General features: G+C 62.2%; 21 protein-coding genes and 1 pseudogene. 8 read left to right on the top strand and 14 right to left on the bottom strand.

The window, feature by feature from the left end:
* Positions 1-19: 19 nt before the first annotated feature.
* Positions 20-1,444 carry an arylsulfatase B gene (locus K0B96_RS15125; protein WP_220161719.1) on the top strand — a complete coding sequence of 475 codons (1,425 nt, stop codon included), beginning with the start codon at positions 20-22 and terminating at the stop codon, positions 1,442-1,444.
* Positions 1,445-1,492: 48 nt separating this feature from the next.
* On the opposite strand, the gene K0B96_RS15120 is transcribed toward K0B96_RS15125, so the two are convergent.
* From K0B96_RS15120 to K0B96_RS15110, 3 genes are all read right to left on the bottom strand, one after another.
* Entirely contained in the window at positions 1,493-3,094 is a 1,602-nt protein-coding gene (locus tag K0B96_RS15120) for a sulfatase family protein (RefSeq protein ID WP_220161718.1), read from the bottom strand.
* 181 nt (positions 3,095-3,275) lie between these two features.
* A complete protein-coding gene (locus K0B96_RS15115; protein ID WP_220161717.1) occupies positions 3,276-4,700 on the bottom strand; it encodes an alpha-L-fucosidase in 1,425 nt (474 codons plus the stop codon).
* Between the two features lie 182 nt (positions 4,701-4,882).
* On the bottom strand, positions 4,883-6,247 hold the full coding sequence (locus K0B96_RS15110) for a sugar MFS transporter (RefSeq protein WP_220161716.1): 1,365 nt from the start codon (positions 6,245-6,247) through the stop codon (positions 4,883-4,885).
* Positions 6,248-6,430: 183 nt separating this feature from the next.
* On the opposite strand from K0B96_RS15110, the gene K0B96_RS15105 reads away from it, so the two are divergent.
* The 4 genes from K0B96_RS15105 (at position 6,431) to K0B96_RS15090 (ending at position 11,938) form a co-directional block, all read left to right on the top strand.
* On the top strand, positions 6,431-8,818 hold the full coding sequence (locus K0B96_RS15105) for a TonB-dependent siderophore receptor (RefSeq protein ID WP_220161715.1): 2,388 nt from the start codon (positions 6,431-6,433) through the stop codon (positions 8,816-8,818).
* A 45-nt stretch (positions 8,819-8,863) separates the two neighbouring features.
* Positions 8,864-10,804 (top strand): alpha-L-fucosidase, encoded by a 1,941-nt coding sequence (locus tag K0B96_RS15100; RefSeq protein ID WP_220161714.1) that lies wholly within the window; start codon positions 8,864-8,866, stop codon positions 10,802-10,804.
* A 262-nt stretch (positions 10,805-11,066) separates the two neighbouring features.
* Positions 11,067-11,513 carry an Hsp20/alpha crystallin family protein gene (locus tag K0B96_RS15095; protein WP_220161713.1) on the top strand — a complete coding sequence of 149 codons (447 nt, stop codon included), beginning with the start codon at positions 11,067-11,069 and terminating at the stop codon, positions 11,511-11,513.
* Positions 11,514-11,620: 107 nt separating this feature from the next.
* Positions 11,621-11,938, top strand: coding sequence for an Hsp20/alpha crystallin family protein (locus K0B96_RS15090; protein WP_255558719.1), 318 nt, complete (start codon positions 11,621-11,623; stop codon positions 11,936-11,938).
* 6 nt (positions 11,939-11,944) lie between these two features.
* Here K0B96_RS15090 and K0B96_RS15085 read toward each other — a convergent pair whose 3' ends face one another.
* The 4 genes from K0B96_RS15085 to K0B96_RS15070 all read right to left on the bottom strand — a co-directional run bounded on the left by K0B96_RS15085 (position 11,945) and on the right by K0B96_RS15070 (position 13,919).
* Positions 11,945-12,673, bottom strand: a complete 729-nt coding sequence (locus K0B96_RS15085) for a DUF488 domain-containing protein (protein ID WP_220161711.1) — start codon at positions 12,671-12,673, stop codon at positions 11,945-11,947.
* A 40-nt stretch (positions 12,674-12,713) separates the two neighbouring features.
* Entirely contained in the window at positions 12,714-12,965 is a 252-nt protein-coding gene (locus K0B96_RS15080) for a hypervirulence associated TUDOR domain-containing protein (protein ID WP_220161710.1), read from the bottom strand.
* A 436-nt stretch (positions 12,966-13,401) separates the two neighbouring features.
* Positions 13,402-13,707, bottom strand: a complete 306-nt coding sequence (locus K0B96_RS15075; protein WP_220161709.1) for a type II toxin-antitoxin system RelE/ParE family toxin — start codon at positions 13,705-13,707, stop codon at positions 13,402-13,404.
* Complete coding sequence (locus tag K0B96_RS15070; protein WP_220161708.1) at positions 13,704-13,919, bottom strand: addiction module protein; 216 nt, start codon at positions 13,917-13,919, stop codon at positions 13,704-13,706. Before K0B96_RS15070 ends, K0B96_RS15075 begins: the two co-directional genes overlap by 4 nt.
* 133 nt (positions 13,920-14,052) lie before the next feature.
* On the opposite strand from K0B96_RS15070, the pseudogene K0B96_RS15065 reads away from it, so the two are divergent.
* A pseudogene (locus K0B96_RS15065) lies at positions 14,053-14,340 on the top strand (transposase); the annotation flags it as partial.
* A gap of 295 nt (positions 14,341-14,635) precedes the next feature.
* Here the strand turns inward: K0B96_RS15065 and K0B96_RS15060 are convergent.
* The 6 genes from K0B96_RS15060 to K0B96_RS15035 form a co-directional block, all read right to left on the bottom strand.
* On the bottom strand, positions 14,636-15,073 hold the full coding sequence (locus K0B96_RS15060) for a hypothetical protein (protein WP_220161706.1): 438 nt from the start codon (positions 15,071-15,073) through the stop codon (positions 14,636-14,638).
* A 771-nt stretch (positions 15,074-15,844) separates the two neighbouring features.
* A complete protein-coding gene (locus K0B96_RS15055) occupies positions 15,845-16,180 on the bottom strand; it encodes a hypothetical protein (RefSeq protein WP_220161705.1) in 336 nt (111 codons plus the stop codon).
* Between the two features lie 107 nt (positions 16,181-16,287).
* The gene (locus tag K0B96_RS15050; RefSeq protein ID WP_220161704.1) at positions 16,288-16,698 is read right to left on the bottom strand and encodes an SseB family protein; all 411 of its coding nucleotides are present in this window, start codon (positions 16,696-16,698) and stop codon (positions 16,288-16,290) included.
* A 668-nt stretch (positions 16,699-17,366) separates the two neighbouring features.
* Positions 17,367-17,747 carry a hypothetical protein gene (locus tag K0B96_RS15045; RefSeq protein WP_220161703.1) on the bottom strand — a complete coding sequence of 127 codons (381 nt, stop codon included), beginning with the start codon at positions 17,745-17,747 and terminating at the stop codon, positions 17,367-17,369.
* A 125-nt stretch (positions 17,748-17,872) separates the two neighbouring features.
* The gene (locus K0B96_RS15040; protein WP_220161702.1) at positions 17,873-18,109 is read right to left on the bottom strand and encodes a hypothetical protein; all 237 of its coding nucleotides are present in this window, start codon (positions 18,107-18,109) and stop codon (positions 17,873-17,875) included.
* A gap of 227 nt (positions 18,110-18,336) precedes the next feature.
* Positions 18,337-19,566: an NAD(P)/FAD-dependent oxidoreductase gene (locus K0B96_RS15035; RefSeq protein WP_220161701.1), complete on the bottom strand. Its 1,230-nt coding sequence runs from the start codon at positions 19,564-19,566 to the stop codon at positions 18,337-18,339.
* A gap of 181 nt (positions 19,567-19,747) precedes the next feature.
* Between K0B96_RS15035 and K0B96_RS15030 the strand changes: the two genes are divergently transcribed.
* Positions 19,748-21,259, top strand: coding sequence for an FAD-dependent oxidoreductase (locus K0B96_RS15030; protein ID WP_220161700.1), 1,512 nt, complete (start codon positions 19,748-19,750; stop codon positions 21,257-21,259).
* A gap of 149 nt (positions 21,260-21,408) precedes the next feature.
* Here the strand turns inward: K0B96_RS15030 and K0B96_RS15025 are convergent, their stop codons facing one another.
* Complete coding sequence (locus K0B96_RS15025; RefSeq protein ID WP_220161699.1) at positions 21,409-23,220, bottom strand: tetratricopeptide repeat protein; 1,812 nt, start codon at positions 23,218-23,220, stop codon at positions 21,409-21,411.
* Positions 23,221-23,904: 684 nt separating this feature from the next.
* On the opposite strand from K0B96_RS15025, the gene K0B96_RS15020 reads away from it, so the two are divergent.
* Complete coding sequence (locus K0B96_RS15020; protein WP_220161698.1) at positions 23,905-25,026, top strand: collagen-binding domain-containing protein; 1,122 nt, start codon at positions 23,905-23,907, stop codon at positions 25,024-25,026.
* Positions 25,027-25,090 lie beyond the last annotated feature (64 nt).

The following is a 25,090-nucleotide window of genomic DNA, read 5'->3' as shown; positions in this document are numbered from 1 at the left end:
CGCGCACTAAATTTCCCCGATGAAAACAAACGTCTCCGTTTTTGCCGTCGCTCTGGTGTTGGTCGCCGTTACTGGGTTGCGCGGAGCGCCTTCCGCGCCGGCGCCTCGCCCGAACATTCTTTTCCTACTCGCCGACGATCAAGGGTGGGGGGATGTCGGATTCCACGGGAGCGAAATCCGGACCCCGAACATTGACCGGCTCGCGAAGGAAGGCGCGCGGCTCGAGCAGTTTTACGTGCAGCCGCTCTGCTCGCCGACCCGCGCCGCGCTTCTGACGGGCCGTTATCCGATCCGCTACGGATTGCAGATCGGAGTGGTGCGGCCGTTTGCGCAATACGGATTGCCGCTCGATGAGCGCACGCTGGCGCAGGCGTTGCACGACGTGGGCTATGAAACCGCCATCACCGGTAAGTGGCACTTGGGCCTCGTCAAACCCGCCTACCTCCCGACGCACCGTGGTTTTGAGCATCAATACGGATTGTATAACGGAAACTTCGATTACTTCACCCATCGGCGGGATGGCGGCCTCGACTGGCACCGGGACGATCATGCGCTGCACGAGGAGGGGTATTCGACGACGCTGATCGCGCAGGAAGCCTCCCGCATCATCGCCGCCCACGATCCAGGCCGGCCGCTTTTTCTTTACGTGCCCTTCAATGCGGTGCACGGGCCATGGCAGGTGCCGGAAAGCTATGAAGCGCCCTACCAAACCATGACCGGGCGCCGCCGGATTTACGCGGGCATGGTGGCGGCCATGGACGAGGGCATTGGCCAAATCCTGCGCACCCTGGACGAAAAGGGCCTGCGGGAAAACACGTTGATCGTTTTCTGCTCCGACAATGGCGGGCCGCTGCCCGGAGTCGTGACGAGTAATGGTCCGCTGCGCGGGGGCAAGGGCTCGCTGTATGAAGGCGGCGTGCGGGTGCCGGCCGTTGTGGTGTGGGACGGGAAGATCAAAGCCGGTTCCGTCGTGCCAGCGGTGCTGCACATGGTGGATTGGTTTCCGACGCTGGCGAAACTGGCCGGTGCGCAGTCGCCAAGCACGGATCATCCGCTCGACGGTCGCGATGCGTGGCCGACCATCGCCGCGTGCGCGGCGTCGCCGCACGAGGACATTTTGCTGAACATCACGACAACGGGCGGCGCGGTGCGCATCGGAGATTGGAAGCTGGTTGTCAACGGGCAGGTCAAGGATGGCGAGGAAGGCGGCACAGTGACGGAGGCCAGAAAGGATCTCAAAGCACAGGCCTTGGCGGCCCCGGTCATCGAGTTGTTCGATTTGCGCAGCGATCCGAACGAGACGACGAATCTTGCGGCGAAGAATCCGGAGAAAGTGGCGGAACTGCAGCGGAAGCTTTCGGCTTATGCGAAGGCGGCCGTGCCGTCCAAGCAGGCGCCCATCTCCAGAGATTTTAAGGTGCCGGCGGTCTGGGGTGAACCATGAGGTGAGCGGGCGCGCGTTGGAGAAAGCGCTCAGCTCAGGTGCACGGACTCATTGGAATTGTTTCATCCATGCGAGCTGGGGCCAATCGTCGCCGCCGGTATTCTGTTCGACCGGGCCGGGGGTGGTGCGACCGCGGAGTATTTGCTGTTTCAGCAGTTCGCCGAGACGCCGGACGATCTCAGGATGTTCAGCGTAGAGATTGGTCGTTTCGGCGGAATCTTGGTCGAGGTTGAAGAGCTGAAACGGCGGGGAACCGGGAGGCGCTTTGCCGGGCTTGGGATCGCTCCAGCCGCCCGAATCCGGACAGAGGCAAAGCTTCCACGGGCCCTGCCGCAGCGCGAACGAGCCATTGACAGAGTGATTGACGAGTGTCTCGCGAACTTGCGCCGACTTCCCGGTGAGAATGGGCAGGAGGCTCACGCTGTCTTCGGCGGCATTGGCGGGAAGCGGCGTGTCAAGAAGCTCGGCGCAGGTGGCCATGAAGTCGATCTGGCAGACGAGCGCGTCGTTGTGAGAATTGGCGGCGACGCGGCCGGGCCAGCGGACGATAAACGGGATGCGATGTCCGCCTTCGTAGATATCCGCCTTCGCTCCACGCAGCCCCATTTGCGGATCGTGGTGAAATGTTCGCAACTGCGGCAAGTTCGCGGCTGGGCTGCAGCCGTTGTCGGCGGCGAAGATCACGAGCGTATTTTCCTCGAGATGACGTTCCTTGAGCACGCGCAGCACTTCGCCGACCGCTTGATCCACTTGAACGCAGAAATCGCCGTAGGGCGTGGTGTGGGTCCGGCCCGCAAAGTCCTGGGCGGGTATGATGGGCGTGTGCGGAGCGGTCAGCGCGAAGTAGAGGAAAAAGGGGCGCCGGCCGTCCTGCCGCTGCAGGAAGTCGACGGCCTCCGTGGTGATGCGCGGCAGCACATCAATGTGCGCGAAATCGTCGGCGATCGGGCCGGCGCGCCACATGGCGGGGAGTTTGCTGCCAGCGATTTCATGGGTGGGTGGCGCGACGACGCGATCGTTGCGCAGCCACACGTAGGGAAACATGTCGAGAGACGCGGAGATGCCGAAGAACGAATCGAAACCGTCGTCGACCGGGCCTTGGCGAAACGGTTTGGTATAGTCGACCCAACGGGAGAACGCGGGGTTGTTCTCCGGTGCGCGCTGGGAAGGCTCTTCGTCGGATGCGTCGAGCTGCGCCGGCGCATTGCTCGGGCGGCTGCGCGCCCAGTCGAAGCCGAGATGCCATTTGCCGACCATTGCCGTCGTGTAGCCATGCGTTTTGAGGAGCGACGCCACGGTCAGTCGGCCGGGCTCGATGATCGGGGCGGAATAGCCAAATGCGACACGCTCCTTCAGCCGGCTGCGCCATGCATAGCGCCCGGTGAGGATGCTGTAGCGCGAGGGTGTGCAAACCGCCGAACTGCTGTGCGCATCGGCGAACTGCATGCCCCCACGCGCGAGGCTGTCGATGTGCGGAGTCGGCCACGCGCTGTGTGGGTTATAGGCCGAGATGTCGCCGCGGCCCATGTCATCGGCGAGAATGTAAACGATGTTCGGAGGCGCGACCTTCGCCGCACCCGCCGACGCCGCGGCGAAGGCGGCGAGGCCGAGCGCGCGAAACAGGGGCAGCAGCAGGCGGGGGAGTTTCATCTTCATGGGCAAATCCAATTCAGGGTTTAAGAGACGGAAGTTCGCTCGCGCGCGTGGGAAAATCGAACGGCCCCGGCAGGTGAACGCGAAACGTGCTTGCGCGCGACGCGGGGCAAGTTGGGCCTCGCGGCTCGCGGAAAAACGCACGAGCAGGCGCGCCGGCCAATGCCGGACCCGCGTTCTAACGTTGCACCGCATCGCCCTCGATCTCGACCACGTAGGTATCGGCAATCGAGTCCGCGCCAAACGTGCGCGGATGAAACGCGCGCCGGCCGTCTGGCGCGGTCGTGACTTCGAACTTCTGGTTCGGGTCGCTCAAAAGGTGGATGGCTTTGATGCGGTTCTTAAACGCCGGAAACGCAAAATTGGCGTGACCACTCGCGCGTTCCAGTTCGAAAAGCGTGAAGAACAACTTGCCGGGTCTTGCAGTGCAGCGCCACGCACGCCACGGGAGGAAGACGGGCTGGTTTTCGTAGTTGCGCAGCTTCTGCGCGAGCTCGCCGTATTCTTCACCGAAGGGCGATGGCTGGGTCCCGTAGACAGCGGTCCCGTTGACTTTCAGCCAAGCGCCGACGGCGCGAAGGTTTTCCTGCACGGCGGCCGGAATGACGCCGTGGGCATCGGGACCCACGTTCAGGAGATAGTTGCCGCCCTTCGAAGCGATGTCGACGAGCTTGAAAACCAGATCGCCGGCCGACTTCCAATTGTGATCATCGCGTTTGAAACCCCAACTGCTGTTGGTGGTGGCGGGCACCTCCCACGGTTTGGAGGAACTCGCGTCCGGGATCTGATTGTCGCGGGTGCTGACGTAATCGCCTTCGCCGCCCAGCCGGCCATTGATCAAGCAACCGGGTTGAAGCGTCCGCACGAGATCGATGAAACGTTGCGCGCGATCGCCTTCTTTCATCCGCACAGGCGTGTCGAACCAGATCAAGGCGAGCGGCCCATAACGCGTCAGTAGTTCACGCATCTGTGGTTCGGCCTTCTGTTGCAGATAGCGATCGAACGCCCCGGCCGAATCCTTCTGCGCATCGGGAGGGAAGTCCCATTCGTTGCCCATCCCGCCCGGCTCGTGCCAGTCTTGGGCCTGAGAGTAGTAGACACCGAAGCGGAGACCATGCCTCGCGCACGCCGCGGCGAGTTCTTTGACGATGTCGCGCTTGAACGGCGTCGCATCGACGACGTTATAGGCGGAGACATCGGACTTGAACATCGCAAAGCCATCATGGTGCTTCGCGGTGAGGACGACATACTTCATGCCGGCGTCGACGGCGAGTTGCGCCCAGGCATCGGGGTCGAACGCCTGGGGGTCAAATTGGGCCGCGAGTTTTTGGTAGTCGGCGACCGGGACCGGCGCGCGCTTCATCAGCCACTCGCTCACGCCGTTGACCTTCGCGCCCTTCCAGTAGCCGGCGGGAATCGCGTAGAGCCCCCAGTGGATGAAAAGTCCGAACTTCGCTTCGCGAAACCACGCCACGCGCGCGTCAGTGGCATTGGACGATTCGACGGGCGCGGGAGAGCCGGGCGCAGCGGCGACGGCATTCGCGAGCAAGGCGAGCGCAAGACAGGCGAAGAGCTTGGTTGAGAAGAGCGGGGAGGGGTTCATGGCAGAGGGGAAATTTTGCGAGGGGCACGGGACGAGGGAGTTGCGACGAACCCGTGAACAGAGGGGGGAAGGGCGCGACAACGAAGACATCGCAGATCAGCCGTCACGGGACCAAGAGGAGAACAGCGACGCCACCGCCATCAACACGGGGTCATGTTAAACAGTTAACTGCCCCGCGAGCCTCACACTCCCCGCTGGACCGCGGCGCTGGTGAGCTCGCCGGTGCGCTTCAGACGCGCCCACAAGAAGCCGTAAGTTGCGATCACGGCGAAGCAGGCACCGGGCATCAAAAAGCTCACCGACATGTTATAAATATCGGCGAGATGCCCCATCAACTTGGGCATCACTGCGCCGCCCATGACGGCCATCACGATGAACGCTGAAGCCTTCTTCGCCTGCGTGCCGAGGCCGTGGATCCCCAGCGCAAAGATCGTCGGAAACATAATCGACATGAAGAGAAACGTCAGGAAGACGGCGGCGACAGAAATCCAGCCAGCGCGGGCCACCACCAGTGCGCAGCACACGACATTGCCGACGGCGCAAACACCGAGCACGCGATGCGCCGGCTGCCGACGCAGGACGCCGGCGCCCAGAAAACGGCCGAGCAAAAACAGAACAAAGCCAATGCCGCCCAAGAGCCGGCTCGCGCCTTGTTCGTTGATATAATGCAGACCATCGCGCACCGCCGCTCCGCCGTGAAGAAACCAGCTCCCGACCCACGCTGAAGAAACTGGCGGTGCCTCCTCGACCATATAGTTAATGAAAAAACTGAAGATGCCCGCTTGCGCGGCGACGTAGACAAACTGGGCACCCACGGCTCCGACAAAGTGCGGACGCCGCCAGATTGACAGCCTGTCGGAATCAACGGCCGACGGGTGGTTGTCGGATGTCGCGCTGGCGACGAGATCGGGCAGAGAGGAAAAAGCAAAAATGCCCGCCATGACCAATACGATGCCCGAGACCGCAACGTAGGGAATGTAGAGCCGTCCCTGCGCGACCGCCGCGCCGCCGCTCGAGTAGAAGAACGCACCGCCGACGATCGGTCCGAGGATCCACCCCACCCCGTTGCACGACTGCGCGAGGTTGATGCGGGTGGCGGCGTATTGGTCAGGACCAAGCACCGTCGTATACGGATTCGCGACCGTCTCCAGAATCGTGAGCCCCATGGAAATCAGGCACACGCCGAGCAGAAACGCCCAGAACGCGTTGATATGAGTGGCGGGCACAAACCACATCCCGCCGGTGGCGACGACCAACAGACCCGTGATGATGGCGCGCTTGTAACCAAATTTCCGCGCAAGCAGGCCGGCGGGCAACGCCATGAGGAAATAGCCGAGATAGTGGGAAAACTGCACCCAAGCCGACTGCGCCTTGCTCAGATGAAGCTGGTCCTGGAAATGTTTATCCATGACGTCGATCATCCCGTTGCAAAAGCCCCAGATTAAAAACAACGAACTGACGAGGAGGAAGGGGATGAGGAAGTTGCGACCATCGACCGTGCGAAAGAGCGACGTGGCTCGGGGGGGCGGAGGAGGGAAAGAGGGCATCGCCGCAGCCTCCAAAGGTCGCTCGGGCGCTCAATCACGGGCGAAGTTAAACACTTAAGCGCGGGGCTTTCGCACCATTGCCTTAATTGTTTTAGTAACCAAACCGTTGTCTGTGCGAATCGCCCGGCCAAATGGTCCTCGCCGCATCGTCCGTTCGGTGCGCAACCTCAACACCCCGTGCCCATGTCTTACCCTTTGCCCGGCCCGTCCTCCCGCCTTCTCCGCGCCCGAGGTCCCGTCCTCTCCGCCTTGCTCCTCGCGTCACTTTTGTCGCCAGCTCTCGCGCAGACGCCCAACACATCGGAGCCGGCCGAGCAACTTCCGACGTTCACCGTCGATAGCACGCGCGACGTCGGCTATCAGGCGACAAACACCACCTCGGTGGGCTACATCAATCGCCCGTTGAAGGATCTCCCACAGAGCATCGGCATCCTCAACCAGGAGTTGTTGCGTGATGTGGGCGCCTTGGATTTCGCGCAAGCGGTCCAATATTCGACGAATATCAATTTCCAAATCGCGAACGCCGACACGAATTTCACCATCCGCGGCCTCACGTCGCGTTCCTTCTTTGTCAATTTTCTCACGCGGGTAACGCCCACCGACAGCTACATGACCGAGCGCATTGAGGTGGTGCACGGTCCGGCGAGTGTGATCTACGGCCAGCAGGACGCGGGCGGCGTGGTGAACACCATTACGAAAATCGCTCACCTGAAGCAGAACCGCACCACGGTTGAGTTGACGGGTGGCGATTACGATTTGCGGCGCGGAACTTTCGACACGAATATTGCCCTCGGCGATCACCAAGCCCTGCGGGTGGCCGGTCTTTATCACAGCACCGAAGACGGTCGCGCCTATGCAGGCATCGAGCGCCGCGGGCTGTATGCCGACTACCTCTGGCAGATCAATCCCACGACGTCGATTCGTATCACGGGCGAAAGCGGTTATGATCATCGGACTCCGTTCACGGGCATCATCACCTTGCCGCTCAATAGCAGCGCCCAATCGGCGGCGGCGGCGGTCGGACTCCTTCCGCAGAAATATGCCCAAAGCATCTATGGTCCGGATGCTCAGAGCAACCTGGACTACTTTTTCTATACCGCAGCCTTCACGAAGGCGCTGTTCAACGATCGCTTGAACGTCCAGTTCACCGTCAGCGAGTCGATGCGCAATCGCAACCAACGCTGGGGTCCGGCGATGAAAAGTGCGAGTTACGCGACGGCAGCCGTGGGCCCGAGCTCGATTAACGGATACCAAATCACGCCGGGCTATGCGGCGGGCACGCCGATCTTCACGCAAAACTGGCAGCTTGTGGGTTTGGACGAACGCTTCCGCTTCTATCGGCTGCAAGCGGCGTGGGAGCTGCCGGAGCTGGGCGGCAAGCACATGCTCACCTTCGGCGGAAATTATCAGCCGAACGACTATCCCACCTACAACACGGTCTCTTGGCTCTATCGCAATCCGGACGGTTCCCCCCGCGGCGCGATTTTCGGGACGAGTGCCGCCGACCGAATGCCTTACACGGTCATCATGGATGGCGGCCTGCGTTATCCCCAGCAGCTGATCGGTAACGGCCTGTATGAACGCAAAGCGAGCGGCTTTCAGCTTGGCCAGATCGTGAAGGCAGGGTTTGCCATGCTCGCGTCGGACTGGGGGCATGACGGGCGATTTAAGACGCTGATCGGATTCCGCTACGACGATATGTATAATAGCAACGACACGCTCGGCGCCTCGGGCAATACCGACAACATGATCATCACCACCAGCGCGGCGGATCACGCAAAGGTTTGGTCGAAATCGATCGGCGCCATCTACGCCCTCACTCCGACGTTAAATCTCACCGCGAATTACGGCACGTCGCTCTGGCCGAATGTGAACCGCTTCGATATCAATCTCAACCTGATGCCGCCGACCGAAGGCGAGAGCTACGAGTTTGGGTTGAAGGCGCTCACCCCGGACAACCGGTATTCGGCGTCGTTCACCTACTTCGACCTCACCCAAAAGAACTCGGCGCTCTCGGTCGCCGCGCCGCTGCTCATTGCGCAGTTCGGCTCGTCCACGCCCGCGCGCGCGGTGGCGGGCGCAATGGAATCGAAAGGCTATGAACTTGAGTTCACTGCAAATCCGACCCCGGCGTGGACGCTGCGCGCTGGCGTGGGCTTCGCGGATCCAAAGATCACGACGGATCTGCCGCAGTTCGGCTATCCGGGCGGCAAAACCATGCCGGGCGTCACGAAATATACGGGGACTTTCTTTACCCGCTATAATTTCACGACGGGTCCCGTTCGCGGGTTGTTCGTCGGCGGGGGATTCAACTATCGCTCCGAGAATTACGCCGGCTACGTCGACACCAACAACGACAACATCGCCGAACAGCAGGTGACGTTTCCTGGTTACACCACGTTCGATTTTCTCGCGGGTTACAGCTTCAGGCTCGCCCGGCATTCGCGGCTCACGCTGCGGATCAATCTGCGCAACGCGTTCGATAAATCCTATATCGTCGCCACCGACGTGAACTTCGCCGGCTATGGTGACCGCCGCCAATTGATGTTCTCCACGAGCCTCGAATTCTGATGATGCTCGGTTCCGTGAACACGCGCGGGATAGCGAACCCTCGTCATGAAGGAAGCGCGGTCTTTGAATGACGCGATGACGAACCGTCTTCCTGGCGCGGGGCGCGTGGAAAGGCCGTCGCTCTTTACGAAAGCTCCGGCTGACGGCGAAGTGCGCGTGGTCGCCGCTCCGCCGAGATGTAGGGGTGTCGCTCGGCGCAGCGCATTTTTTCTGGCGCTGCTCTGGGGATGTTTCGGCTGGCACGCGACGGGCGCACAACCGGTCCCCACACAAGGGTTGGATGAACGCACTGCGTGGTTCACGGCGGCGCATTATGGGATGTTCATCCACTGGGGGCTCTTTTCCGTGCCTGCCGGTGTCTACCACGGTAAGCCGTTTGACCGCGGAAGCGCGGGGAACGGCCTGTCCGAGTGGATCATGTTCAATGCCCATATCCCCGTCGCCGAATATGCCGGCTATGCGTCGCAGTTTAACCCGGTGAAGTTCGACGCCGATGCATGGGTGCGGCTCGCGAAGGATGCAGGCATGAAGTATATCGTGATCACGACAAAGCATCACGAAGGCTTTGCGATGTTTCACAGCAAGGTTTCCGGATTCAATATCTACGATGCGACACCGTTTCACCGGGATCCGTTGAAGGAGTTGGCTGCGGCTTGCGCACGTCAGGGAGTGCGGCTCGGACTCTATTATTCGCAGGCGCAGGACTGGCATCATCCCGGCGGAGCGGCGCGCACCGTGGGGCAGCCAATGGCGGGTGGCGATCCGGAGCAGGGCCATTGGGATCCGGCGCAAGATGGCGATTTCGATCAATATCTCGACCAGGTCGCTGCACCGCAAATCCGCGAGTTGCTGACCCGCTATGGAAAGATTTCGACGTTTTGGTGGGACACGCCCGTCGGGATGACCTCTACTCGCGCCGCGCGGCTTGCTCCGCTGCTGCAACTGCAGCCGGGCATCATCAGCAACAACCGTCTGCTGAACCCGCGGGTGCCCAACGCGTTTTCCGGCGATACTGAGACGCCCGAACAATATATACCGGCTACCGGAATGAAGGGCCGGCTGTTCGAAGTGTGCATGACGATGAACGATTCATGGGGCTACAAAGCGAATGATCACAACTGGAAGTCGGCCGAGGATCTGACCCGAAAGTTGATCGATGTAGTCAGCAAGGGCGGGAATCTACTCCTTAATGTAGGCCCCGATGCGGAAGGAGTGATTCCGGCGGCGAGCGTGAAGCGGTTACGAGAATCGGGACGCTGGGTGCACGCGCACGCCGAATCGATCTACGGCACCACCGCGAGCCTGTTCCGGCGGCTATCCTGGGGCCGCAGCACGACCAAGGGAAACGTCCTCTTTCTCCATATATTTCAATGGCCCGTCGACGGTCGCCTCCTCGTGCCGGGCCTCAAGACGCCCATTGCGCGGGCGACGCTCCTCGACCAACCCGACTTCGCCCTCTCGGCACGCGACACGGCTGCGGGCGCTGTTCTTTCCCTTCCGGCTAAAACTCCGAATAAAATCGCCGCAGTGATAAAGCTCGAATTTCACGGCGCGCCGGTGGTTGACCAGCCGTTACCTGCGCCGGACACACACGGCGTTATCCTCCTCCCGGCGTCGCTCGCCGCCGTGGTCAATGCCTACGACGACAATGCCAGTTTGCGCACCGAAGGATCGGACGCGGTCATTGGTGGGTGGTCGAAGGCGGGCACCAGACTCAACTGGGAATTCGCGACATCGCTCGCGGCTACTTTCGTGATCACTGCGGAGGTGGCCACGAAGAACGGCGGCAAGATCGAGGTGAGCGACGGCCATTCAACGTTCACCAGCCAACTTGCGCCCGGAGGTGAGCCGGAGCATTTCACTTGGGTGCGCTTGGGGGAGCTCCACGTCAGTGGCGAGGGTGAGCACTCTATCGAGTTGAAATCGGTGGCGGACGCGTGGAACCCAGTAAAGCTGCGGGCGCTGCGTTTGGAAGAAAAGCGCTGACGCGATGCCGCCCGCACACCGCGCCGCGGCCTGCTCCGCCTCGCGAGGCCAGTCTCGAAACACGCGTTGAGTGTCGTCGCGTCGCGACGAGCGAACCCGTGCGCAAAAAGTTCACGCTTCTGCGACACACGTGCGCACCCGTGACCCAGTTTGCCGGGCGACGAAAGTATTAAGCGGCGTTGAATGAGTGCTTTAAGTCTGCCGCTGGGCAGGCATCGGTCCTGCATATAGGCGGGACACTGCAACCAACCAAATTCATACTATGAGAATCACACAATATGCTTATCCAACCTCTCGTGCTCTTTCGCCGTATGCTTTGCGGAGTCCATGGAGCGGTCTGGAAAACGAGATTGATCGGTTGTTCGACTCGGCGTTGACCACGTTGGGCAATGCTTCGAACTCGAACCGTTTCCCGGTCGATCTTTACGAAGATAAAGACAATACCTATGTCCGCGCCGAGCTGCCCGGTTTCGCTCGCGAAAATATCCACGTGGAGATGGTCGAAGGCTATCTGACCATCAACGCGGAGCGTAAATCGGCCGCGGACGGGAACGATGCGGAGTCCTTCAACGTCACCCGCTCGGTCAACATTCCGGAAGACGTGCACGCGGACAAAGTGAGCGCGACTTACGAGAATGGCATCCTCACGGTGACTTTACCGAAGCGCGAGGAAGCGAAGCCGCGGAAAATCTCCGTCGAAGTCAAATAACGTCGAGTGCTATCCTTAAAACCTATATCAATATGAGTATCTTTAATCTAATCCCAACTTTGAACCGCCCACCGGCCTTGCGCCGCGAAGATGGAGCGGCCCACTCCGTGAAGCCGAATTACCGCGTGCTCGAACAAGGCGATAATTACGAAGTGACCGTTCTTCTTCCTGGCGTGGCGAAAGAGGATCTCGAAATCACCGCGGAAAATGGCGTGGTCACGATCGGTGGCCAACGCAGTTGGAAGCGGCCGGTGGACTGGACGCCGCTCTACCGCGAAACGTCCGACGCCCGCTTCGAGCTCACGCTCACGCATGACAACAGCATCAACGTCGACAACGTGAAAGCGGAGCTGCGCGATGGCGTGCTGCGTCTCACCTTGGCCAAGAGCGAAGCGCTCAAGCCGCGGAAGATCGCCGTTAACTAATCGCGCTTAAGGCAATTGGTCTGTGTCCGAGCGCCGGTTCCTCTGGGAGCCGGCGCTTTTTTTTGCCGCCAGTGGAGTAAGCCCGACCTTAGGGATTTGCCCATTGGCCGTGCGCCCACTTTTGCGTTTACGTGCCGGGGCAGGGGACGCGCTCGTGGACGTTTTGGTCTTTCGCTGCGGCGTCGGCTCGGATGAGCCGGCTTCGGGCGGATAGGTAATCTGCTGGCCGCGCACGCGAGCGAAAGGAGTGAGCCGATGAGGTGCACACCGGGTGCGGCTGCTAATGTCAGCGGTGGAAAGCCCGCGCACCAACAACGCGTCGGCCACCAAGGAGCGATGGCAGCGCCACGGAACCGCCTCCGCGCACATGAGCGCCAGTCGATCGTGTTTCGAGAGTTCAATTAAACGTGAGATGGCTGCGGCGAACTCCGGGGTCTGCATGTAGTCGGCGTAGCCGCGGAACGACGTGTTGCGCCAGCCCTTGTTAACCGAGTCAGCGGACGTGCGTCGGAGTCCGCCGAGCGCGGGGCAGTGCCGATAGCCGATGTGCGCTTCGGTCAGCGAAAGGGGCAGGGTGTCGCGGTTGAACTGGGGGTTGTGCCGCGAGCGCGGCACCGTGCGAATGTCGACGAGGCAAGTGACGCCATGCGCTTGGAGCAGTGAGATGAATTCGTCGATGGCACGGATGGAATGGCCGATCGTGTAGACGTCGGGCCGAACGGTGACGGGGTCCACGGCCGCGATGGACTTCGATTCTCGCGCCCGTGCTTTCGCTTTAGGTTCGCGAGGAGCGGCCATGGGTCGTCTTTCGTTGGGCAGCGAGTTTGCGCAATGCGGCGCCCTTGTGCATCGCGAGGTGATCCGTCTTGTCGCTCGCGATCAAATACTGCGGCTCGTCGGCGGAAGCGCGCACGGTATAACCTTTGAAGGCCATCGGGGCAGTGACCCGTTTTTTGATCACGCCCCGCACCCGACCGGCCTCGGAATTCCACGAGACATGGTCGCCAACTTTGAATGACTTTTTCACGGCTTTGGAAAGGAAGGTGCGCGGTTCGGAAGAACGCCCGAGGCGCGTCAAACACTCTGCGCTCACGTTACGCCTCCCAACCGATTCGGCCAACGCGCCCGTCATTTTACCGCAGGACGAGTGTTCTTACCCAACTCGCCTTTGAGTTTCGGAAGTCAGGTTACTACGGTTTAGCTTTCTCGGCGGCAGCCTTGGCCGCGACGGACGCAAGGCTCGCGACCCCGGCGACGGGCGGCGGACGCCCTCTCGGCGGACGAAAACGGACGCCACCGGCACGCGCGCCCGCGACCGGCGAATGCGGTCGCCGCCCGGCGCTGCGTCCGCCGACAGTTGGCGGCCACTACAAAACGCAAAAGCGGCGGACGACGCTGCCGCTGCCTTCGAAACGGGCTTGTTCAACCCGTATCCTGCTGCGCGCTACGGCGCAGCAGGACGCTCAGAGTTCGGCCTTTTTCTCAAGCGCGCTGCGAATCCAGTTCGGATCTCGCCGACAATCCAGAACACGGAAAACCACAGCCTCGCCGGCAGTCACTCGGTAATAAATCGCAAACGGAAAACGCCTCGCCAGAAGGCGTTGAAAGCCGAAACAAATACGATGGGTTCCGGCGTAGAGCACGAGCGAATCAATCTCCGAAAAGATGCTGTCGAAAAAGTAATCGCCAACACCGAGAGCGCGCGCGTCGTAGAACTGACGGCCGCTCGCAATATCCTCGAGCGCTGGCCGGAGAACTCGAACTCTCATTCGACACGTTTCCGCAGCTCTTTCTTCGCATCTTCCCAATCCAGAATCTCAATCCGACCAGCAGCCAGATCGACCTCCGTCTTCCGCAATTCAGCTTCGTGCCACGCCGGGCTCTGAAACGCTTCGTCATCTGCGGCAACATCGCCCCACAACGCTTCGATGATCCTCAACTTCTCTTCGGCAGGAAGCTTACGTAACTCAACGATGCTCATGGTGACGGAACGATAGGCCAATCGGGCATCGGAGCAAGAGGCTTTGCGGCTAGGCGTTAAAGACGCGCCTTGGCGAGGCGCAGCCCCAACATTGGCTCTGGACACTTGTTGAACCACGGACACCCGCAGGCGGCAGCGGAAACGCTGCGTGCTCGGCGCCGAAGAGTTCCTGCGGCGGTATTTGCAGCACGTGCCGCCGGCCGGCCAGCATCGCGTGCGTTACTTCGGCTGGCTGTACCCGGCGGCGCAGGGCCGCCGGATGATGGTGGAGACGGTGCTGCGAAAGCCGATCGTGCTCGCGGAACCGCCGCCGGAGGCGCCGCGCTGGCACTTGCGCTGCCCGCACTGCGAACGCTTCACGCTCGTGCGCGTGGGCACGCTGCCGCGGCAGGCCCGGGCGCCGCCCCTCTGCACGCGATGAGTATAAGGACCAGGGACCAACTTATTATATTATTGCAACCCGCGCCCCGTGTTGCCGGCGGCAGCCTTGGCCGCCGGGGCAGAAAGACGGCTCCCGGCCCCGGCGACGGGCGGCGGACGCCCTCTCGGCGGACGAAAACGGACGCCACCGGCACGCGCGCCCGCGACCGGCGAAGGATGCCGCCGTCCGGCGCTCCGCCCGTCGGCGGTGAGCGGCCACTACAAAGCGCATAAGCGGCGGTCGGAACCGCGGACGCCTTCGAAACGGGCTTGTTCAACCCGCGTCCCGCTGCGCGCTACGGCGCAGCAGAACGCTCAGAGTTCGGCCTTTTAACTGCGAGTATAGGCGCATGGTAGTCTCGCAACGCGCGGTAAATCGCTTCGAACGCGGATTCGTGACCATAGTGAAGGGAAATCGTGATCTCGGTCGTTTGGTAAGGACCCATCACCTTTCCTTTGGACCAATCCACCGTGAGTCCCTGGCGAATCTTCATGACCTCCGAAGGATCGACAAAATAGTTGCTGATGTGCTGGACCCAAAACTTATCTGATCGCAATAGAGCGCCCCAAATGTAGCCGCCGACCGGATCCGCGATAATTTCGGGGGTTGGATTCTTCCCCGGTGCCCAATCGTCTACGATGAATAGCGATGCTTTGTAGGTCTGAGCACAGCCGGTGAACAACACAGCGACTGCCATGAGGAATGTAACCGCAAACGGCGAGGTCTGTTTCATTTTGCAGAGGCATTATAGCTGCGATGAAGGAGCGGAAAGCGAAGAGGGTGCTTGTCCTTGGTGAACGCGGGTTACGCTCGAAGAGCGCAGATCCGCCGGGGTGTGGCGTGTAACCGAAACAACCAAAACCAAGGACAAGCCCATGAAGCTCAAGCAAAGATATGTGCGCCTGGATGTCCATAAAGATACAATCACAATAGCGACAACCGAAGGCAGCCGCGAAGGCGAGTTGCGCGTGTATAGACAGGTGAGTTCAGACCTGTGGGTCTTGGAGAAGACGCTGCGCAAGATCCGGATAACGCGAGCAATGCGAACGTCTCTCGTCGAGCTTGGGCGTGGGTGCCCGCAATTCGCTTTGTTTGTCAAGAGTCAAGGCGTGCGGTTTTAGGTCTCTGCCATCCCAAAGCTGATCCCTTTGTAGTCCCTGCGCACGGTAAGCAGGTAGCCTGAATTCGTCTGAGCTAGACTATAGCTCGAGATTTCAACGCACGCAGACAGGAAAGCTGCGCTTATTGTAAGTATGATGAGTAGGGTAGCGCGATGCATTGTTTTCCCAAGACCTTATAGCTGCGATGACGGAGCGAACAGCGAAGAGAGTGCTCGTCTCCGGCGATGCAGGTTATGCTCGAAGAGCGCCGATCTCCAAGACATCGCGTGTAGCCGAGGCAATCGGAACTAAGGACAAATGTATTCGCTTCGGTGGTCAAGAGTCAGGACGCGCGGCTTTCCCTTTCTCCGGTCTTAGCGGTTCTCTGCGGTTTAAGCTTTCTCTTATTGGTATACGAAAGTAAAAGTCACCTCCTGCTCTTCTCCCAAGAGCGCTTTCATCGCGTCTGACCATTTCCCGTATGGTGCTGGGTTAATGATCGCTGAAAGACACGCTATCGCCCCTTCCCTGGATGATTCATTCTTCACTTGCTTGATGCGCGTAATTTTTCCTTCTGCGTTCATCACGAAAACAACCACGACCTTTGAGTCCGAAGGAGGATAAATCTTGTTTGTTACCAGAAGACGTTCCCATTCGGACTGTACCTGTTGCGCAATACGGTTTATATACTCGCTGTGCGCTTTCCACTTTGGGTCAAACCCAAGCTCGGGCGACTTCACCGAGAGGGGAGAGCTTAGCGGCGTCGTGCACCCTCCTCCAGCGAGAGCTAACAGCAGAAAAACAACGGAGCATAGGCTTTGCCTAGAACGCTCCGAGTTCGGCCTTTTCATCGCTCGCCGTGTAACTTCACGAAGCCCATGATCATCGCCTTCGAAAGTCGAATGCCATGCTTCTCGGCAGCATCGACAGCCACGAAAGTATCGGAATCCAACACATCAATGAGGCGCGGCCAAAGAGTCCGGCCATCGACTTCTCGAACTTCCGCCGCTGAAACTTGGCGATGAAGATCGACCAAGAGCTCGCGATCCGCACTTGTGAAAACTGGAAGCTCGCGGGCACCATCCGCTGCCGGATAAGTCAAAAACTGCGTCGCGTGAAAGTGGTCGGTGTGCTGTGCCAATACCCAGAAGCGCCCACTGAATAGCGCGCGGTATAGCTCAACGACAACTGTCACGTCGTCAGGAAGCTGCTTCAATAGATCGACAAGGCCACGATTCATATTTTGGCCGAGCGCCATTAGTCGGACACGGAGAGGCGAAGCCCTGGAGTTGTCTGTGCCGACTGGTTGAACCAAGCGGCTGCGCGACGCGGGTGAGCGGGTGTATATAGTGCGGGGGGGGCACGAGCGGAAGGATGGGCGGGAGGGCGGTGGATGGCAAGGCTGCGGGTCTATGCCTAAATCAAAAACGACGGGAAGAGAGTCCACGCATGCGTCCACCCTCCGGGGTGGCGCCAGAAGATCGCCGCGCCCGATCCGGAGTCGGTGCAGCGTTTAGCGGAGACGATGCGGCTGCGTTTGCTGGCGGCCGCGACGCAGGCCGAGTATCTGCGGTTTGTCCGCCAGATGGCGGCGCGCAACGGCGGCGGTCCGGCCGCGCTCGATTGCACCGGCGTCGACGGTTTGCGGGTGGGCCGTGCGCTCCGCCGCGCGGCGGATCGCGGCCCTGACGGCGGTGGGCGCTCTCTCGGCAGGCGAAAACGGACACCGCCGGCACGCGCGCCTGCAACCGGCGAAGGCGGTCGCCGTCCGGCGCTGCGTCCGCCAACGATTGGCGGCCACTACAAAACGCATAAGCGGTGGCCGGAGCTCCTGCTGCCTTCGAAACGGGCTTGTTCAACCCGCGTCCCGCTGCGCGCTACGGCGCAGCAGAACGCTCAGAGTTGAACGCTCAGAGTTGGGCGTCTTCATCGTTCGAATTCGATCTCCCGGTCGTTCGACAATGTGAGCTTGAAGCCGTCCTTTTCGAGAAGGGCACACAACTCTCCGTCCGGAGATGTGCCGATGATCGTAAGGCGAGAATAGGCCGGATGCTGCGAATACTCGCCGTGGTGATCTTCTATCGTATCAATCTTTTGAGCTGCGAGACTTGCGGGCGAGAGCTGTGGGGAGTCCTTAAACCAGCTGAGATCGCCTCGAACCGCCGGCGTAAACTTCTTCTTCACTTCTGAGATGAATGGCTGATTTGCCGGTGAATCGACGATCCAGAGGGCTGCGGACGCGGGCAGATCAACGATCTTGCTGCCATACATCCGGTCGACCACGAGAATGACTTGTTCAGCGCTCATTTCTTTCTGCCGAACGATTCAGCTCAGCCACGCGGGCCGACCGAGGACGGAGTTTCGAATGCGAACGAAACGTCCGAAGACGGACGGCTGCCCGCGTTGCGCTGTGGCGACTGGATCGGCGCTCTTCATCGCTCGCGAAGCAGGTAGGCACCAAACAACGCCGCTCCTCCTATCCCGATCATCCACGGAGCAAAATCTTCCAAGGCACCACTAGCCGCTGCTTCTGCATACATTCCCTTCTGATACTTGGGACCGCCGTCTTCTTTGCTTCGAAATGGGCTGAGCAGGAACAAACCGTAAAGCCCGACGACGACTCCCAAAAGCAGGAGGAAAATCTTGGCGCGTTCCTTCGGGAGCACCATGGGAGAACTTTCTTCAGCCGATCAGTGTTATTCACCCTTACCCGATTGCCTTACCCGAACGGGGTTCATGGGAATAGGCATGCACACAACGCGCGGAGTATCAATACTTGCCCAGCTTGGGTAAGCTCTTTCTGTATGGGCGAGCGGAGCGTTTTCATTCGGGATGGACGAAATGCTGACGCAATTCCGCTACGCGACTGGCGCAGACTGAGGCCAGGCGGCGAGGGTTAGGGACGCGCGGCGACGGGCCGGCGGTCGAAGCCGAAGAGGGGGGCGTCGGGGTCGGGGTCGCCGAGCATCGCGGCGCGGATGATCTCGGCGGCGATCAGGCTGAACGTGATGCCGTTGCCGCCGTAGCCGATCGCGAACCACAGACGGGGGCGGTCGGGATGCCGGCCGATGAGCGGGAGGCCGTGGGGCGTTTCGCCAAAGGTGCCCGCCCACGACGTCGCGACGGTGAGCGGAGGGAGCGCGGGAAATAGTTGCGCGAAGCGTCGGCGCAGCGCGGCCGTCTTGGCGGGCAGGAGGCGGTCGCGCGCAGCGGGATCGCGAAAGGGTTCATCGTAGCCGCCCATGATGACGCGGCCGTCGGGGGCGGTGCGGAGGTAACAATATGGGCGGCGCGTTTCCCAGATGAGGCAGCGGTCGGCGGGCCAGCCGGCGAATTGCGTCAACGGTTCGCTGGCGAGCGCGTAGGTGCTGTGCAACGCGGTCGCGCGCTCGGGAAGCCAGGCGTCGGCGGCATAACCGGTCGCGACGACGACTTCGCGGGCGCGCACGCGGACGCCGGCGGCTGTGCGCAGGTCGGCGCCGCGGCGATGCACGCGGGGGCGTTGCACGGGAGTGCGATCAAAGATGCGCGCGCCGCGTTGTTGCGCGGCTTGGAGGAGGCCGTAGGTGAAACGGTAGGCGTCCATTTGCGCGGCGCGCGCGGAGAGGAGGGCGGCCGGTTGCGGGAGGGTGCTGCGGCGGGCGAGGATGGAGCGCGACCACCACTCGACGTCGAAGCCGGCGGCGTGCCGGGCCTCGAATTCGCGGCGGAGTCGCGGGACGTGCGCAGCGGTGCTGGCGAGGAGGAGGCTGGATTTGCGCTCGAAGTCGCATGAGAGCTTGAGGGTGCGCACGAGGCGCGCGATGCCATCGAGCGCGGCATCGCAGCGGCGGTAACAGCGCGTGGCAAACGGCGCGCCAAACGTGTGCGCGAGGCGGTGCAGCGGTTCGTCGATTTCGTATTGCAGAAGGCTCGTGGTGCCGGCGGTGCTGCCGTGCGCGGCTTCGTGGGCGTCGAGGACGACCACATCGAAGCCGGCGTCGGCGAGGTGCCACGCGACGAGGGCGCCGGTGACGCCGGCGCCGAGCACGGCGACGTCGCAGGTGATGTTGCGCTCGAGGGCGGGGAAGTTCGCCGGCAGGCCGTCCTGCCACGGCCAGAAAGGATGCGGCGAAAGCAGATTCATAGAGGATGCGCCGGTTGATGCGCATCCGGATGCGAGGGCGCAGGAGGGCAGACCGCGGCGGGGTGGCTTCGTTCGCGGGGGCGATGGCGGGGCGACTCCCCACGGAGTTTCAGCAACGGCCCGATGGTAGCGGCGACGCGGGGGAGTATGGTGGACAACCGCCCATCGGCGGACGCGTTTTATGAATACTACACCTTACTGGATCGACACCGCTTCCCTGCCTCGTTTTCCGAAACTCAACATGGATCTCGACGTGGATGCCGTGGTCGTGGGCGGCGGCATCACGGGATTGACGGCGGCGTATCTGCTGAAGCAGGCGGGGAAAACGGTGGTGGTGCTGGAGCGGCGGCGGTGCGCGAGCGTCGATACGGGGCACACGACGGCGCATTTGACGTCGGTCACGGATAAATCGCTGGGGGAGCTGCGGCACCAGTTTGGCTCGGACCACACGCGTGCGGTGTGGGATGCAGGCGCGGCGGCGATCGACCAGATCGTGCGCAACATGCGCGCAGAGGACATCGCGTGCGATTTCCGGTGGGTGACGGGTTACTGGCACGGCTCGCTGGCGGAAGCGGCGGGCGATCCGGAACGATTTGAACGCGAGGCGGAGACCGCGCGGGAACTGGGCATCGCGGCGGAGTTTCGGGCGAGCGTGCCGTTTGTGGCGCGGCCGGGAGTGGCGTTCGCGCATCAGGCGATTTTTCATCCGCGCAAATACCTCGCGGCATTGGCGCGGCGGATCGACGGCGACGGCAGCCGAATTTTCGAAAACACGGCGGTGACGGAGGTGCAGGCGGAGCCGTTGACGGTGAAGGCGGATAAATTTGCGGTGCGGTGCCGCTACGTGGTCCTCGCGACGCATACGCCGTTGATGGGCATCACGGGGTTGACGGATGCGTTGCTCTTTCAAACGAAGCTCGCGCTCTATTCGAGTTATGCACTGGGTGCGAAACTCGCGCCGGGCACGGTGCCGGAGGCGGCGTTTTGGGATACGACCGAGCCGTATTATTATGTGCGCGTGGAACGGAAGCGCGGGCATGACTATGTGATTTTCGGCGGCGAAGATCACAAGACGGGGCAGGGCGACGAAGCGGACGCCTATGCGCGGCTCGAGGCGCGGCTGCGGGAGTTCTTGCCAGATGCGGCGGTGGATCATCGCTGGTCGGGGCAGGTGATCACGACGAACGATGGGCTGCCGTTTATCGGAGAGACGGCGCCGCGGCAATTTGCGGCGACGGGGTTCGCGGGCAACGGCATGACGTTTGGCACGCTCGGCGGAATGATGGCGGCGGATGCGATGCTGGGGCGGAAGAATCCGTGGCAGCAATTATTCTCTCCGGAGCGAAAGCATCTCGTCGGCGGCACGTGGAACTACGTGGCGGAGAACAAGGATTATCCTTTTTATATGCTGCGGGACTGGCTCGCGCGCGGCGACGGGACTTCGTTGCAGGAGCTGGCGCGCGAGGAGGGAAAGATTTTGGAATTGGATGGGCGCAAGGTGGCGGCATATCGCGATGCGGCGGGCGCGGTGACGATGTGCTCGCCGGTGTGCACGCACTTGAAGTGCATCGTGGGCTGGAACGCGGCGGAAAAGACGTGGGATTGCCCGTGCCATGGCTCGCGTTTCACGCCACAGGGCGAAGTGATTTCGGGGCCGGCGGAGGAGCCGTTGGAGAAGATCGAGAATCCGTAGAGGGCGGGGCGCGGAGCCGGGGCGCGGAGCCGGGGCGAGGGAGGCGCGAGGGCGCGGAGAAGCGGAGTCGCGGAGATGCGGGGTGAGGGCACCCCGCCCACATGGAGCACGGAAGGAAAACGCTGCCCGCTACGGGGGCTGAGCGAACGTCAGCGGACGGGTGGAGGCGGGGGCTTTCGATCCGGGAAGGCGGTGCGCATGAGGAGCTCGTAGGCGTCGTTGCGGTGGCGGCTGTCAGGGTAGCCTTGGAGGAAGTCGCGCACGGCTTTATCCAGCGCGGCGGCGTGGGCGCCGTCGTCGAGCGCCTTCACTTTGTCCCAAGCTTCTTCCTCGGCGGCGAGGGCGAGGAGATGGGCGTAGCGGGTGCGGGCGTCGTCGCTGATCGAGGGGCCGCTGAGGCCCGCCGAGGCGAGGACGCGGAGCGCGGCGTAGTTATGCGCCTTGAGAAAAGACTCGCCCACGACCACGTCGCGATTGACGCGTTCGATGGCGGCGCGGTCCCGGGCAATTTCGCGGAGGCGTTCATCGGAGTCGGGACTAGCCGCGAGAAAATCGAGGTCGGCGATGGCGTCGTCGGAGCGGTGCAGGCGCACCGACAACATGGCGCGGTAGTAGCGAACCGGCACGCCGGCGGGTCCGGGCACGAGGCCGACGCTGAGTTCGTCGAGGTCGGCGGGCGTGACCTCTTTCTGCACGTAGAAGGCGCGGCCGAGTTGCGCGTAGGCCGCGGGGTTAAAGGGATCGAGGGCGATGGCTTGCCGGAGCTCCGCGAGGGCGAGGGTGCCTTGCGTTCCGCCCTCACCGGCTTCGTCGAAACCTCGCGAACGATTGTCATCGAGTCGCGCGGCAGCAGAAGTGAGGTAGGCCGTGACGTTTTTGGAGCCGGCGGCGATGGCGGCGCGATAGGCGAGGAGGGCGTCGTTGCGCTGGCCTTCGCGTTGCATGCGCCGCGCCCAGGCCTCCTGCGCCATGGGGAGATCGGGCGCGAGCCCGCGGGCGAGATCGAGCTGCTCGTCGCCGCGGGAGACATCGTCGAGGGCCACGCAAATGTTGGATTTTTGGATGAGCACTTCGGCGGGCGGTGCGGGGACGAGGTGAAAGGAGGCGCGCACGGCGGCATCGTCGAAGGGGATTTTGCGCCGCGCGCCGGAGCGAAGGCTGGCCTGGATCGCGCGATCGAAACGGGCGAGGGGAGTCTGCATGGTCTCCGCGACGGCGTCGGCGGCGGACGAGTGGGCGAGGCGCGCGGCGAGCGCGGTGAAACGTTCGCGGGCCTGCGCGTCGGAAAGCAGGATCCAGTGCATGAGCCCCCACGATTGGGCGAGGAAGTCGGAGAGGTTCCTGGGGTCGTTATACGAGTCGGACAAGGTGCCGACGGCGAAGAACTCCGGCCACGCGAGGTCGGTGCGGGCGTTGCGGCCAGCGGATCCGCCGACAATGCAGACGCCTTTTCCGTAAGTGACTGACGAGAGCACCTCGCCCGCGCCTTGCGACATCCAGATGGGGACAGCGTAGCCGAGCCGTTCCAGCGCCCAGACGGTCTCGAATTCAAATGTCAGTTCCAGGGCGCGGGAGCGGCCGCTCTCGAGGGAAAACGCGCTGACGGGCGAACCATCGACGGTGAAGGAATAGTTGCTGAGGCGGGCATTGGAGCCTCTCTCGGTCCGGTCGGGAACGTAGTCGTGAAACGCGGCGTCGTTGCGAAAAAGCAACAGCACCGAGCGGGGAAGGGTGCGGTCGGGCGAGACGAAGAGGTCGGCAAAAGCGCGGCGGTAGGCGGCGTAATCCAGCGCGCAGCGGAGGATCTGCTTCTCCGAGGCATCGCTATAGATAGTGAAGTCGTCCGCTTCGAGTTTGAGCCAGGGCTTCGGCGCCGCGGTCGCGCCCGGGCGCAGGACGAACACCACGACGAGCGCCAGCAGGAGAAACGCGTGACGGTGAGCGGACGGGGTCGGAGGCATGACGAAGCGAACGACGCGGAGGGCGCGCGCTCAAGCTTTTCGACCGCGCGGACGCTGCGCGTCGAAAGCGCCGGTGTGACGCGGACCGCTGCGAACGCGGAGGGCGCGTCGGCGTGGGTTATTCGATGGGCACGTAGCGCAGGCCCCGATGCGGCGAAGGGTTTCCCGCAGACCGGGGTTGATGGTTTTGATGCCAATGAAATCGGGCTATAAACAGTGACATAAAATCAAAGTCCATCCGCCGGCCAGCGAGGCGCCGGGCGGGCCGAGCGATTAACCTGCCGCGGCCGCCCCGGACGAAGGCTCCGCCGCCGCCCGAGCGGCCGTGCGTCAATCCCGGATACGCGTAAATCACTGCGGGCGGGAGGCGGATTTCGCGGCCAGCGGCGGCCTGAGTCGCGTCGTGGTATGGAGGAAAGGCGTTCAGGGAAAGGGGGACGCCAAAAGCAGGGCGTTGCGCTGTATATACAATTTGAGGAAGCGGCGATAGTGTGGCTATATACAAAACGTAGTTCTGCGCTGAAGTTAGGACGCGGCGGGGTGCTTGGTTGCGAGACCATCTGCCCTGCCGGTGGACGCGCGCACGACCACGAGCCGGGCTCATTCGGAGACCGGCACTACAGGTCAACCAACGAAAGGAATAGTATGAACATATTGTCCGGCCCGGCCCGCTGTTTGCGTCCGGTGCCTTCGCTACCTCCACTCGCCCGCGCGGCCGGTCTTTGCGCGCTGGTGATTTCGCTGGGCGCCGCCGCTCCCTCGCTGCGGGCCGGTCTGGTGGATCAGGGAGTCTCCGACTTCGACACGCTCGTGCGTAACTACAATTTAATCGCCTTCGGCGATGCCGAGTTCACCTCGTATGGCGATACCGAAGGGCCGCTGGCCATCCGCGGCGATCTGACGTTGAACGGCGCAGGCGCGATCGCGACCCAGCCGTCGAAGTATGTGCCCGACACCAATCCGACTTTGTATGTGAGCGGGAATCTGCATCTGAACGCCTACACGGATTTGCAAAGCGGGTATGCGTCGACGCCAAACGCGACCGGCACGTGGGACGCGACGCAGCGGCGGTTGACGACGGGCAGCGGCACGCTGAGCACGGTGAATTCTTCGCACGCGCTGGCGCACGTGGATCCACGCACGAATCCCGCGCCGGCGGCGTGGGATTGGGATACGATGCACACGCAGGCGGTGTCGATTTCGAACACGCTCGCGGCGGCGCCGGCGTTTGGCACGATCGAGATCACCGGGCAGAAACTGCAGTTCGTGACCACGCAAACGTCCGGGGTCGCGGTGTTCAATTTTGATGCGAGCCTGCTTTCGGGTAATACGTATGGGGGGCAGCTCTTTTCGAACGTGCAATTCGATGTGCCGGACGGGGTGACTTACGTGATCAACGTGCGCAATGCCGATGGTCGCACGCTTTTTGGCACCGGCACCGGGGTGAATTTTAACACGGGCTCGGGTTACGAACGGGTGTTGTGGAACGTCGCCGGAGGCACGGCGGACGCGCCGCTCGAGTTGTCGCTGGGCAATGGCGGGCAGTTTTACGGGAGCATCCTGGCGCCGAATGTGAATCTGAGTAACGCGGGAGGCACGGCGTTGAACGGCCAGATTGTGGCGATGAATTATACCCATGCGGATGCGGAACTGCATTTCACGCCGTTCGACTGTCCCTTTACGCCGGTGCCTGAGCCGGCGACGTGGGGGTTGGCCGGGTTGGGGTTATGCGCGTTGGTGGCCGGCCGCGAACGGTTGCGGCGGTCGGGCACCAAGTTGGCGTCGAAGCTACGGTTGCCGGTTTGACGAGGCAAAGCGCATCGCTCGCTCCGACTCAGCGTGGAAGGCGCGTTGAGTCGGGGTCGGGCGA

Origin of the sequence: Horticoccus luteus (assembly GCF_019464535.1) — a bacterium.
GTDB classification, from domain to species: domain Bacteria; phylum Verrucomicrobiota; class Verrucomicrobiia; order Opitutales; family Opitutaceae; genus Horticoccus; species Horticoccus luteus.
This window is presented reverse-complemented; position numbering and strand designations above follow the sequence as displayed.

Excerpts from the sequence above, each read along its gene's own strand:
- K0B96_RS15030 (WP_220161700.1), top strand. The coding sequence starts at position 19,748 with ATGAATACTACACCTTACTGGATCGACACCGCTTCCCTGCCTCGTTTT.
- K0B96_RS15095 (WP_220161713.1), top strand. The coding sequence starts at position 11,067 with ATGAGAATCACACAATATGCTTATCCAACCTCTCGTGCTCTTTCGCCG.
- K0B96_RS15060 (WP_220161706.1), bottom strand. The coding sequence starts at position 15,073 with ATGAAACAGACCTCGCCGTTTGCGGTTACATTCCTCATGGCAGTCGCT.
- K0B96_RS15050 (WP_220161704.1), bottom strand. The coding sequence starts at position 16,698 with ATGGCGCTCGGCCAAAATATGAATCGTGGCCTTGTCGATCTATTGAAG.
- K0B96_RS15025 (WP_220161699.1), bottom strand. The coding sequence starts at position 23,220 with ATGCCTCCGACCCCGTCCGCTCACCGTCACGCGTTTCTCCTGCTGGCG.
- K0B96_RS15105 (WP_220161715.1), top strand. The coding sequence starts at position 6,431 with ATGTCTTACCCTTTGCCCGGCCCGTCCTCCCGCCTTCTCCGCGCCCGA.
- K0B96_RS15035 (WP_220161701.1), bottom strand. The coding sequence starts at position 19,566 with ATGAATCTGCTTTCGCCGCATCCTTTCTGGCCGTGGCAGGACGGCCTG.
- K0B96_RS15120 (WP_220161718.1), bottom strand. The coding sequence starts at position 3,094 with ATGAAACTCCCCCGCCTGCTGCTGCCCCTGTTTCGCGCGCTCGGCCTC.
- K0B96_RS15115 (WP_220161717.1), bottom strand. The coding sequence starts at position 4,700 with ATGAACCCCTCCCCGCTCTTCTCAACCAAGCTCTTCGCCTGTCTTGCG.
- K0B96_RS15075 (WP_220161709.1), bottom strand. The coding sequence starts at position 13,707 with ATGAGAGTTCGAGTTCTCCGGCCAGCGCTCGAGGATATTGCGAGCGGC.
- K0B96_RS15070 (WP_220161708.1), bottom strand. The coding sequence starts at position 13,919 with ATGAGCATCGTTGAGTTACGTAAGCTTCCTGCCGAAGAGAAGTTGAGG.
- K0B96_RS15045 (WP_220161703.1), bottom strand. The coding sequence starts at position 17,747 with ATGAGCGCTGAACAAGTCATTCTCGTGGTCGACCGGATGTATGGCAGC.
- K0B96_RS15125 (WP_220161719.1), top strand. The coding sequence starts at position 20 with ATGAAAACAAACGTCTCCGTTTTTGCCGTCGCTCTGGTGTTGGTCGCC.
- K0B96_RS15110 (WP_220161716.1), bottom strand. The coding sequence starts at position 6,247 with ATGCCCTCTTTCCCTCCTCCGCCCCCCCGAGCCACGTCGCTCTTTCGC.
- K0B96_RS15040 (WP_220161702.1), bottom strand. The coding sequence starts at position 18,109 with ATGGTGCTCCCGAAGGAACGCGCCAAGATTTTCCTCCTGCTTTTGGGA.
- K0B96_RS15100 (WP_220161714.1), top strand. The coding sequence starts at position 8,864 with ATGAAGGAAGCGCGGTCTTTGAATGACGCGATGACGAACCGTCTTCCT.